Here is a 12,293-nt window from a genome sequence, read left to right as displayed (position 1 = left end):
ACAGAAACTGCATGAAAAATTTTGAGCATCTCTCCCACAAAATCAACACCCTAGTGGGGATGGGTAGAGGTTTTAAGTGAAGACGTTAAACGTTTCAATATTCCTCATCAACTTCCTGTGGGCCGATGGGTAACAAAGCACAAGGAAATTACAGTCACACGATACAAAGATTCTGTTCCTTACACTGAGACTTATACCAATACATACACTGACTATCTCAATGTCCCATCTAGAGGTAGGGCAGCTGGCAAAAAATTTACCCTCAATATCAATGGAGAATTGATTACTATCAAAGCTCAAAAGTCTTTAACTATTAATGCGGTGTCTGCATGGCTGAGAATTTGGGCAAATCCTGAAACTAAGATTGTCACTCCTGGCAATAGATTACTTTCTATTAATGGTGATAAGTTGGCTAAAACTGCTCATTTTGTTTACTTTATCCTCAACTCGGATAGCAAAGCGATTAAAATAGGTCGGGCTAAAGATGTAGAACAAAGGATGAAGTCATTACAAACATCTAGCCCAGCCCATTTAAAGCTCATCAAGTCAGTACAGGTAGACGGGGCTGAAAAAGCTATTGAATTAGAGCAATCACTACATCAACAGTTTCAGGAAATTAGACTGAATGGGGAGTGGTTTCAGGCTGATGCTTCTCTCATTGAATACATCAGTCAGATTTAATTTGCTTCCGGGAGCTAAATAAATAATCAATCACTAAGCCATCCCAAGAATTAATCTTGCGTTTAATTCTTAAAACTCGACATCTCTATAAGTGTGGTTTGTTCATCTTGGCTCATCAGTAATCTGTTGTAGGAAATTTTACCTTTAAACTACTAGGGAGAAAAAGTGACACTAGTGAATATTTAGGGGCTATTAATGAGTATTTAAGTGCTGTTTAGTTCAGTTATTCCTCAGCAAAAACTGTCAACCGATTGAAAATAATGAGTATTTAAGTGTAGTTAATGATGATTAAGGGGATATTTAGTGACAAGAGTTCCGGCAATAATTTAGCCGCAAAAGCATATACATAGCTAGTTTTAGCCATTTTTACTAGGGAATTTTGGCGGAAAATCTATAATACATTTATGTTGCACAAGTAATTCAAAAAACTGTTTAACAACTCTTTTGTAGTCGTTAATCATAACTAATAGTTACAAAACAGTTGTGTCATTGCCCAGAGGCTCTTGAAGCTGGGGGAGTGATTCAGAAGGGTGTCGGGGGTAGGGAACCCAAGTTTTTAAGCATGGGATTGAAACAATGACACCGTGTTTCTCACGCTACGCGCCTCGAAATACATCTTGAAAGTGAACTGGGCTTCAGACCCGGAAACTTTAGTTTTCTCTCCATCCCCCACACCCCACACCCCACACCCTAGTTTTGGTGATTTATTTTTTCTCCCCCTGCTCCCCTTGCTGCCTCTCCGCCCTGAAGGTTGCCACCATGCTCTCGTTTATGTGGTCAACTTTCAGTATCATCGACCGACATCAATGCCACAAATGCGGCGAATCAGATTAGCTTGCGCTTCCAATTGATGCAGCGCCCAAAGAGTTGACAAACGCAATTGTTCACCGCGCACTCCTCTTGAGTACAAAACTAAAGGCAGCCAATGGGTTTTGAGAGTAACCATCACCGCATCAGACAAAGTTGACCCTGGAGAAATCGGATCTGTCTTTAAAAAATTCAACACCTGACCATCAACGCTTTCACTGTCTCGTTTAATAGAAAGAATTTCTTGCTTGGCATTACTCATATAAACACCACAAATTACGTAGGATTAAAGTAGAAACTAAGTACAAAAAAAGTAGTTTTAACTACAAATGCCCGACTGCTGCACAATAGCCATAATATGACACAAAAAGATGCCTTGTTACTGCTATTAGCAGTTAATAGCAGTTTGACCGCAAAAATTCAGTTGAGCCAAAAAACGTGACTCGACTGCTATTAGCAGTCAAAAGTGGTCAAATTACGCCCATTCGTCACCTACTGGTTTTTAGTGAAATTGCCCTCTAATTCATACACCGAGCCGCTTTGAGCCATTTTTAGCCATTTTCACTAGGTAACTTTGATGAAAAATCCATATTACATTTATGTTGCAAAAGTAATTCAAAAATCTGTTCAGAAAATATTCTGTAGGTGTTGATAATACAATTAGTTACAAAACAATTTCGTCAGTGTTTGAAAAAACTTGAGTGACTCTGAACAAACACAATTATTGTCATTAAATTATGCTTATTGACAATATTTTCGCCTGAAACCCTTGTATTTGCGTTGTTTTTTCCAATATTTAGCCAATGCTCACGCCAGCCCAATTAATAGGAAATTTAAGTAAACATTGACCCATTCACCAGATTTTCTTCTGTCGGCATCTGCTAATCATCAAATAGTCTCAACATCTGACGAATCCATTCCCCCTGAAAACCTGTAATGGAGAATTAATCAGTTATTTTGATATGCTGATGAGAGAGAATTATTGGTCAATCTGTGGCACGGGCAGTAGTAGCATTACCGCATGAAGCTCAAGTGCAATTCAGCCATTCCGTACCTATTTCGTAATGAAAATTTTTTGGCGATATTTTAGCCCACTTCATCCCGACTCAGCTATAAGACTAGTTTACCATTGAAGACATCACAACTAAACTAAATATACAACTGAGGACTTATGGCAGGTTTAGCAATTTTGCGGGTGGTGAAGCTGAAAACCTTTGGCAATATAGGCGGTAGTGAAGCTCATACTGCCAGATTACAAGAAACTCTTAATGCTGACCCACAAAAAATGAATCTCCGGTTGATTGGGGATGATTACCTGCCTTTGGAGGAAATTGTTCAATTCAAAATCAAATTCAGCACAAAGTACAAGCCGCGCAAAAATGCTGTGTTGTGTAGTGAGATGTTTTTGAGTGCCAGTCCTGAATATTTTCGACCTCATGACCCATCACGCGCCGGGGAATGGGATTTGCAACTAATGAAAAAGTTTGCTAGTACTTCCAAGATATGGTTGATGGAAAATTACGGTGATAAGTGCGTCAGGGCAGAGTTGCATCTGGATGAAGCTACTCCTCATATTCACGCTTACATTGTTCCTGTCAACGATAAAACTAAACAACTTAGCCACAATGAAATGTTTGGGGGTTCAGCTAAGGAATGCAGAATCAAGTTATCCAAACTGCAAGATAGTTATGCTGCTGCCCTTGCTCCTTTGGGTATTGAACGCGGGGTAAAAGGCAGTAAGGCGACACACACCAAAATTAAGGAATATTACCATGCAGTTAACAGTCAACCTTTGAGTTTGGAATTGGCACGATTAGCTCCCCAGCCTGGAGAAACAGCGCAGCAATTGTATGAACGTATTCAGGCTGACCCAGTTATTCAACAACTTGACCATCAGTTAGCGGATCGTCACCGTGCTATCGAACATGAGCGATGGGCGCATCAAAGCGCGATTGCTAGTGAAAAACTCAGGCAACAACTGGAAGCAGAAAACGCAATGTTGCGGCAGCAGCAAGAACAACTGCGGGACTTAGCCCTGGAAGATGTGGCTTGGCATTTGGGTTTAGACTGTGACCATCAGCATCCTGGGATCTGGAATGCTCACGGATACATCATCAATATTCATAACGACCAATGGAATAACTTTGCTCCTATTCAAAAACAGGGCGGTGATACCAGTATTGATTTGGTAATGCACGTTAACAGGTGTAATTATCGGCAAGCAATCGCGTGGCTGCATGATAGTTTTGGTGCAACCGGGGTAGACAGAGCAGTCATCGCCCAAGCCCGTCAAGTAGCTGCTGAATTTGCACAGTTGGAACCCAGACCAAAGTTTATCCCGCCAGCAGCAGATGAACGGCAATGGCAAGTAGTACATAACTACTTAACTCAGGACTGTGGAATACTACCCAATTTTGTACAAGCCGTTCATGAGCAAGGTTTGATTTACGCTGACGAGCAACAAAATGCCGTATTTCTCATCCGGGATCTGGACGGTGAAACCAAGGGTGCATTTTCGATATTCGTAAGAGGAAAAGGTCAAGGATATGTGATTCCGAGCAAGCGCACTGAAGGATGGTTTCACTTCAAAGTAGGACAATCACCAAAAGGCGAAATTCAAAAAGTCGTGTTGTGTAAATCACCCATTGAGGTACTGTCATTGGCCAGTCTGTCCATCATTGAAAACCAAGGAAATCCAGAGCGAACAATGTACATGGCAGTAGATAGCCATAAGAGTTTGCCCGTGGATTTTCTCAGCACTGTTTCTCATATAGAAGTTGCCCATCCCAATGATGAGTTTGACAATGAAACGGTGCGAATCATCATGGAACAGTTACATCATGCCCAGCGAGTTAAACCCAAAGGTAAAGATTGGAATGACACGCTGTGTACTTGGAAAAAGAACCAAAAGCAAAAAGGGCCAGAACTGGAACTTTGAAAAAAATAATCAGATTCGGCGGGATTATCCTTCCTATCTAGCCCATCCACTCCACCCAATTTGGTGCAGAAGATATGAATTAATTTGCTAGGATGACGGCGACTTTTGGCGGTAATCCTATATGAAGGTCACTGGCTGGCGGTTGGGTTCTGGTGAGCGCCCGAAATTTTACCCGCCACCACAAAACGGACAAGGACAGGGTTAAATTTTGGTTGATTGAGTGACGCACTTTCCACGCACTCTTAAATTGTTAAGATCAAACAAAAAATGGGTAAAGCAAAACGACGAAGTGGCCTTAATAAAAAACGCGCCTTGCAGAAAAATTATCAATTCATAACTTTTTCTGACATAAAAACAGACGAGTTTAATCCAATTTACTCAGAAGACCAGCTCGAACACTTTAGCCAAAGTGAACATTTCAGATACATAAAAGAAATTGACGATGACTATCAAGCATCTCGGCATTTTGCGAGACAATTAATTGCTGCGGAAAATTATCCCCAAATATGCCTAGAACAAAAAATAATTATTGAATTGCTCAAATTCTCTATTAACGACAGAACAAGAGGTGACGACAGATCGCCTTATTCTGGTCAAAATTTAGAGCGAGTACGGGAAATAGGCTCTAGATTAAACAAATTAGGGGGATTTGATTTGATGCGTCTAGCTTGCGACCTTGTTCCTATCTACGACCGGCGTAATCTTGATTATGCTTGGAATGGAATAGGTGATTGGAAAGCCTAACCTTCCATTAGTATCTCAGATTAATACCTACAGGGTGTAAAAAGCTTTTCAAGGCATACTGAACGGGACGCTCACTCAATGATTAAGTACACAATCATCATTTAGAGCATCTATTATTACTATGGTAGTCAGTAGAGATGTAAGCCGATAAATTTTTTCAGGTGTCTGTCGGGTTAGTTACAGCTTGCACCGGGGCAACAACGCTAAAAATGGATTCATTTGAGTAAACTTCGGTAGGCAGACAACGCAAGATAATCATCAGCAAGTTAGCCCTAACTTGAGGTGTACAGTAGTGTAAAATTCGCCGCATCGCCGTATTGGTAACGTTTGTAGCCACTTCAGCGATGTGTTCTAAAGCATCTTCTGGTGATGATTCCGACTCAGTAACCAGGAGGGGGAAGTATTCACGGGCGAACCACTTTTCCTCATCGCTCAAGTCTGTGAAATTTTTATTACTATCGCTATAAAGACTGTCTAATAGTAAAAGTAATATTTTTCTAAACTTAAACCAACCCCCCCAGCGTTTGGTAAATTTGCTCACCCACTCCTGGCTAATGCCGATGATTTTGGCTATCTCAGTTTGCCCAATTTTCTGCTTCGACTGCCAAAGGTGGGTGAAAGCGTTGACGATGGCGTGTCCAGTCTGCTGTTCGCGGTTACCCGCTTCGGTGCAGAAATCGCAGGCATCGACAACCTCTAATTTCACGCCAGGGAGTTCATCTAAGAGGAAACTGAGGTCATAGTCAGCACAGAAGTAGAAAGTTAGCTGTTGGTTGGGGCGACGATGAGCGCGTAATCGACCAATCTCTTGGATGATTTCGGCTTGTAGTAATTCAATGAGATACTTTTGGAAGGTGCTTTCTGGGTCTTCAAGGTTAACGGGTTGACCAGTCATCACCTGAAAATGTGCTGCTAACGAGCCGATGTTTTGGTAGGGAATGCCAAAAGACGCGATCGCGTCGCAGTCACTGAACCTGTTAACACCGCGACCATCGACAAAGTGACCGTATTCAATGCGGTCTTCAGCCTGAGATGCAATTTTTTTCCACTCGATAATGCCGAGATACTTGTGGATTTGACGCAAAGTTTCTTTTAGGGCATTAACACGGTCAGTTAAGGAAGTAGAGCGATTTTTGGACAATTTACCCAGCCCAGTGACATTGACCACCTTTAAATTGCTGTAGTCGGGACGTGACTGCTGGATGACTAACACGGGGTCATGGTAGCCAAGTTTCAATTTCAACTGCTGGGCGGTGGTAGTGGCATCAAGGTAAATATTAAATTGGGCAGAGTTGGCTAATTCAGTATATTTAGGGTGAGGGCGATAAATGGTAACAACACCCCACTTACAAGCAAAAGAACCTTTACCTTTCCAAGCTTCCAGGAAATCGCTTAACCAGTACAGGGGTAACTCCAGAAATTCCCTACCAGCATGAAGGGCGCTGTCTCTAGTTAATTGCTTGGCAGCATAACGGGCGGCGGCACTTTTTTTGAGTTGTTGGTCGGCCTGGATATCAATGGAATCCAAATCAGCGAGAAAATCTAAATGAGGTTCTAAAATCTGCTGAATCGCTTCAATGTCTAAACCTTCTGGGAAAGGAGGCAGTACTGCCCGGATGTCATGATCATTAAACCCGTAACGAGAACGAGGCTTAATTTGTTGAGCCAGAAGCGATCGCAAAACCTGTAAAACTGGATGAAGTTTTGACCATTGTTCAGGGGGTAAGCCGCTTGTAGCTAATTTGGCGACAGTGCTATCAAAATCGCTCAATCTCAATTCCAGTGACCGTACAGGCTTGATGAGAGTCCCTGCTTCTTCCCAAATCCGCCCTACAGTGAAAGATTGTCCCGCCGCGTTAGTTAAGGTAACGGGGGTAGAGTCGGGATGCGCTCTGATTTCGGAGTAATTGTGAATGACTGTGCGTTTTTGGTTGCGGAAGCCAAAACCAGGGCCAGAGGCGAAACGACATTGATTTTTCAGTGAGCAACCGTCACAGATGGGGCTAATGGAACTTTCTTCAAAATCTAAAGATTGAAAGTTTTTCTCCCGAAATCCTTCAAATAAGTAACTGCGGTGACAATTGCCATCAGTATCGGGAGTTTCACCTGGTTTGGGACGCAGTAGAAAGTTTTGACCCATTGGGGTGGTGCGGCTAGTGTCAATTTTTAAGCCATTGTGCCGCACGGGGAGATCAACAAAGTTAGCCTCGATGGGTAGTGTAGAGGGGTTTCTGTGGTTGGCATCCTGGTAAATTAATTTATCAATGCCAAATTGAGCAGCTGTCAGTTGTCCGGCGTTGTGGGATTTGCCTAGTCCGGGGTGGGAATTATCTAAAATTTGCGTCCAGCCCTTAGAAATGGCTTCTACCCATGCGGCGATATGTTCCTCTGGTTGGCACTCAATATAGATATTGCCTGTAATTTCGCTTCGGTGTGGGATATTGCCGGGTTTGTAGACAATTACTTGGCGTACAGGGGTAGTAAGAACGGGTTTTGGCTGCGGTGATGTGGGTGCTGGCTCCCCTGATGTGGGGGTTGAGAATCCTTGAGCAGCTTTAACAAAAGGAGCGAATGCCTGTTTTAATAAATTCTGGAAACTGGTCAAGTCCTCTCTGACTCGTCCCAATTCCCACTCTTGGCGACTAATGAGTCCTTGCTGGGTGTGGCGTGGTTCATACTGCCGTTGCGGGAAGCGGAAGCCGTATTGTTTTGCGATGTGAAACAGTGTCCCAATTGTGATCCTCGCACGTCGAGAGCGTTCAAAGCTTCTGATTTTCGCTCTAATGTTCCACGTTGTGCCTTTGATGCTGGGCGACCACTGTTCCGCGAGAATTTCTGCATCTACAGCCCCGTAATGGCTGTATAGTGCCATTAAGACTTGTAAGCATTCTTGGTAATTCCCAGAGCCGAAGCTGCGTTGGGGGATGAGTGAAAGTGCTTGTTTAATTAGTTGGTCTACATCCCAATTGTGGGTAATAGCCTGTTCTTGGAACTGGATACGCCGGGAGGTAATTTCGGCTATGCGTTGCTCATATTCGATTTTTTCTTGATGAGCGATCGCAATTGCTTGAGTTACCCATTCCGGTGGTAATGTGGCTTGGGGGTTGACTATGAAAAATTCTGCCTCTGTGTTGCCGTAAAATACCCGGCTGGCATCTTTACACGCGGGGTCATGGGGTAGTTGCTGCATCAGGAAGCGTGTACAAGCTTCTACAGTGTCAGCACCCTCAACATATTGGGGGAGAAGGAAAATCAACCGGAATTTATGCCATTCGGGTTGATGACTGGCAGTGGTGTAGAGTAAAGCGCAGTGCTTTTGGATGAAGGGATGGGCTAGAGCTTCCTCAATAGTTAGTTGGGGATCATAAATTTTAATATAATTCCCGTTCTCGTCTTTGATTGGCTTGCCATAGGCATCACGGGCAATATCAGAATTATCGATGTCGAGTAATAGCCAGTGAGAACCGATGATATGGGCTTTACTGCGCCATTGACCACCCAGTAAGCCAGCACAGATGGCGTGACCTGCTTTAATGTGCTGCTGGACATCTTCTAGAGTGCCTTCTGTATCTTGGAAGTTGGCAGCTAGTTTTTTAAAGTCCCAGTCTTTGTTTTTTCCGGTGGCATTAAACGCAAACTTAATTTTGGGATTGTGTATAAACTCTTGTTTTACTTTTAATGCTTCAGCGCATTTAGCAGGCGGTTGTTGTTGCTGAAGCGAGTCTTGAAAAGGCTGTAATTGTTGTGGCATTGAGCCAATCCTCCTTGATGTGTAGTGGAGGAATTGGGGCTATCCTGTGCAGTAATCTTCTAATACAAACTTTCAGAAAAATCAGAACAAAATTATACTAAATTCCTGAGTTGCTGTTTGTCTCTGGGTGGCCAGTGTTTCAACGGCTGAACACTTCAATCATGTAAGATAAGATTACTATTAGGGATATTAATCCGGGCTTGCAAAACCAGATACCCCAATTCCATTGGAAAGCCTCGCTGTCCTTGCAGGACGTGAGGTTTTCACGTTTTAGCCTATTTGTACTTGGCTAACCAAGCCTTGATAAATTCGGTTATTTCCTCCTGTTGAATTACAAATGCAGTCCCTTTTCTTCTGAGAGCTAGAATTTTCATACCTCCAAGTTCAGAATAAAGGTGTGAATTATGGTCTTCTGCCGCTTTGGTGGGAGGCCATAAGACCAAAACTTTGGCTGTGGGTGTCTTTTGAGCTTCACGAGAGGACATCCCAAACAAATCTCTGTTTTTGTCAAACCAGCTTTTGTAATCTGCTAGTTCAACTAGAGGGCAGGGTTCCCAGGTTCTTAAACCACCTTTGTTTTTCCGCTTTACCTGTAAAATCTCCCTCTTTTCGTTGTAGACAATCTCGCTGTCTCCTTTTGAGCGAATCGAGATAAATAAGTGAGTTTTGCGCGGAAACCTAATAAAAAGGTCGATAGGATTTTTGTTTTCTACCTTAATCACCGGAAAGACTTGTATTTCGTCGCTTTTAAACTCATCCAAAAGTAAAGCTGTTAATTTTTCTAAACGTGCAAGTTTTTGGATTCGTACCAAAGGCTTGTAAGCCAATGCAAAAGCGAGCCAGCCAAAAGGACTAATGAAACCGCCTGTACCAAGTGCAAAACCACCAGCCGCTAAAGCAACAGCGGATTCATGCTCTATAGCCTCCCTAATCATCTCTAACGCCGGTTTGTTGTGCGGCGGGAGTTGAAATTCGCTTGGTGAGTCTTTTACGGCAGTCATTGGCGACATCAAAAGTTAATTATGTGAACTTATTAGCATCAAGTACCTACAAAAAAGGTCTAGTCTCGGTAACTGGGTCAAACTTCCCTTTGGAGCGTTTAATTCTATCGCTTTCGGTCATGCTTGTTTTTTTATCCAATTAAGGATTAACTCTCTCGCCTGTTGGCTCATAGAGGTTTTATGTTTGGCGCAACAGATTTTAAATTGTGTGCGCTCATCATCAGAAAGAAAGACTACCAACTTAACAGTTTTATTTTCATCATCAGGTTGAGTCATTGGTTAATCATAAAGCCTTAATTAGCCCAATTATGCCATTAAGCTAATAAAAGCTATATTAGTCAACTATGGTAGTTGACTTACTTTACCTATGTAGGTTACTCTAGCACTATACCCTAGTTGATGCAATGCTCTTGCATCCCAAAAGCCGTACTAAGGCGTGATGATGTGGCATTGATGCTCAGAATAGGTAAACCGAATTGAGCATATTTTCAAAAAAGACAGTAATTCCACTCAGTAAAAACAAGATGTGTATTACGCATAAGCAGGATGTGTAATACGAGTAAGTAGGATGTGCATTGCATCTATCCAATAAATGCAGATTACCGCTAGAGCATATTGCATAAGGAGTTATGGAGCAGGAACGCATAGTTTACGAAACATTAGTGGGCAAACGAGTTTGTGATACTCACTGGTGGAGAGTCAAAAAAGTCATGCAAAATTGTGAATTACCTCTCACCAAGTATGGTTTTAATTTGTACTGATCGCTTAAAAAAACCTCTCCCAGATACTTTACTCAGTACCACAAAGTAAAAGGTTTAATTTCCCAAAAAATTGAGCCTTTATTGGGTGAGGGACTATCTGGAGATGAATTTTTAAAAGTACTGGAGAAAGTCAATATTCACCCCCATCAATCAACAGTTAGCCGATGGTTTAAAGGGATTGGCGGATTTAAAGCCAGTGGATTCTATAGCAAAACTTCACTACTTCCCATTGTGGCGATTGCACTTATTTACAAAGCCAAAACACAAAATAACCAACTAGCAAAGGTCAGTTAAGTCATGGTCAATAAAATTGCAACTCGGATTCAATCTCGCCTATCTCGTAAAGGCTTAAAAGTGACACTTGGTGAGATAAAAATTCTTTACACCGAGATGGTTAAAGACACTCATAACCCAACAGATGAAGAAGTGAATACCGTGACAGAACATTTTATCAATCAAGCGTCTAAGTTATCCCCAATACCCCAAACAGAGGAAACAATTGCACGCATTGACCTAGAAGAAAATCAACTAGAGGAACCAGAAGCAGAAGACGCGATTGCACAGAGCGCAGTGCCAGAGGCAATCGCATCAATCCCCCAATCAGAAGAACCGGAAACAGCGCTCACTGGTGAGGAATTAGCAACAGTAGACAGCAACGTAAATGATGTAATTCAGTTGCCAACTATCGAAGATGAAACTAGCACTGAGGAACCAGAAACATCTATACGTGTAGGTGATGAAACCGGAAACAACGCAACCTCTATGCAGAAGGAACCAGAAACATTAACCCGATTCAATAATGAGGAACCAGAAAACACCGCCATCGCCCTTCAAGAGAAATCAGAATTAGTCGCCAGCACGGCAAATGATATGGGGATTACTTTATCTATTGAGGAAGTCACAGCGATTGCTAAAAACTTTGATTATGCCAGCGTAAATTCTGATTATGAAATAGCCGAAATCGAGTCAGCAATTACAGCATTTGTACAACATAAAGCACAGCTTACTAAGCAAAAAATAACCAACATGGTGCAGGGTGTTAGGGAGACTGTAACGCGTTTGGATAATGAAAACTCCCAACTGTTGAATGATGGATTACGGGAGATAAACAACGACATCAAAAGAGGTTCCCAGAAATTTAAAAGCCAAGTCAAAACAGCACTCAAAGCCTTTGCGCTCCCACCTAGTAAAACAGGCTGATCAAGGCTTGATAATTGCCTTTAATCCTCAGAAATTAGGCTACATCATTTTGTTTGTTTCATCCTTATTACTGGCTCTTGTAGCCTTCGATAATTACCGACTAAACAGGCATCGATTCCAGCAGCTAGAGTATCGAGAATTTCACGACCCTAATATTTACTGGGAGGTCCCTCAATGGTTCAACAGATGACACAAACTAGAGAACTATCAAAACTAATCAATCAATCATTAACACTGATTGAAAAAATCAAAAGTCATCCTCAGTTCCAAACCTTAAATTATCAACCAGATGTAACTTTGGGGGATGCACAACAAGCATTAATGGAATTGCAATCAGAATTACGTAATCCCCAAAGAGAGCCAATAAATATATTTGCGTTAGAAGGATTTACCAGTTAAGCACATATTCA

The 12,293-nt window shown here is 42.1% G+C and carries 9 protein-coding genes; 5 read left to right on the top strand and 4 right to left on the bottom strand.

The features are described from left to right. The first annotated feature begins 117 nt into the window (after positions 1-117). The gene (locus ACM0OS_RS26040; protein WP_414546075.1) at positions 118-681 is read left to right on the top strand and encodes a GIY-YIG nuclease family protein; all 564 of its coding nucleotides are present in this window, start codon (positions 118-120) and stop codon (positions 679-681) included. Between the two features lie 790 nt (positions 682-1,471). On the opposite strand, the gene ACM0OS_RS26035 is transcribed toward ACM0OS_RS26040, so the two are convergent. After that, a complete protein-coding gene (locus tag ACM0OS_RS26035) occupies positions 1,472-1,750 on the bottom strand; it encodes a hypothetical protein (protein WP_414546074.1) in 279 nt (92 codons plus the stop codon). 909 nt (positions 1,751-2,659) lie between these two features. On the opposite strand from ACM0OS_RS26035, the gene mobV reads away from it, so the two are divergent. After that, the gene (mobV, locus tag ACM0OS_RS26030) at positions 2,660-4,426 is read left to right on the top strand and encodes a MobV family relaxase (protein ID WP_414546073.1); all 1,767 of its coding nucleotides are present in this window, start codon (positions 2,660-2,662) and stop codon (positions 4,424-4,426) included. A gap of 267 nt (positions 4,427-4,693) precedes the next feature. Further along, complete coding sequence (locus ACM0OS_RS26025; RefSeq protein WP_414546072.1) at positions 4,694-5,170, top strand: hypothetical protein; 477 nt, start codon at positions 4,694-4,696, stop codon at positions 5,168-5,170. Positions 5,171-5,327: 157 nt separating this feature from the next. Here ACM0OS_RS26025 and ACM0OS_RS26020 read toward each other — a convergent pair whose 3' ends face one another. The 3 genes from ACM0OS_RS26020 to ACM0OS_RS26010 form a co-directional block, all read right to left on the bottom strand. Then, positions 5,328-8,921: a PriCT-2 domain-containing protein gene (locus tag ACM0OS_RS26020; RefSeq protein WP_414546071.1), complete on the bottom strand. Its 3,594-nt coding sequence runs from the start codon at positions 8,919-8,921 to the stop codon at positions 5,328-5,330. A gap of 275 nt (positions 8,922-9,196) precedes the next feature. Continuing rightward, positions 9,197-9,922: a hypothetical protein gene (locus ACM0OS_RS26015; protein WP_414546070.1), complete on the bottom strand. Its 726-nt coding sequence runs from the start codon at positions 9,920-9,922 to the stop codon at positions 9,197-9,199. A 117-nt stretch (positions 9,923-10,039) separates the two neighbouring features. Continuing rightward, the gene (locus tag ACM0OS_RS26010; protein ID WP_414546069.1) at positions 10,040-10,198 is read right to left on the bottom strand and encodes a plasmid partition protein ParG; all 159 of its coding nucleotides are present in this window, start codon (positions 10,196-10,198) and stop codon (positions 10,040-10,042) included. Between the two features lie 782 nt (positions 10,199-10,980). Here ACM0OS_RS26010 and ACM0OS_RS26005 point away from each other — a divergent pair. Next, complete coding sequence (locus ACM0OS_RS26005) at positions 10,981-11,883, top strand: hypothetical protein (RefSeq protein WP_414546068.1); 903 nt, start codon at positions 10,981-10,983, stop codon at positions 11,881-11,883. Positions 11,884-12,057: 174 nt separating this feature from the next. Continuing rightward, positions 12,058-12,282 carry a hypothetical protein gene (locus ACM0OS_RS26000; RefSeq protein ID WP_414546067.1) on the top strand — a complete coding sequence of 75 codons (225 nt, stop codon included), beginning with the start codon at positions 12,058-12,060 and terminating at the stop codon, positions 12,280-12,282. The last annotated feature ends 11 nt before the right edge of the window (positions 12,283-12,293 follow it).

Source organism: Nostoc sp. CCY0012, assembly GCF_963920855.1.
In the GTDB taxonomy this organism is placed as follows: Bacteria; Cyanobacteriota; Cyanobacteriia; order Cyanobacteriales; family Nostocaceae; genus Cyanocohniella.
Note: the sequence above shows the minus strand (reverse complement) of the source record. Positions and strands in the feature narration are given on the sequence as shown.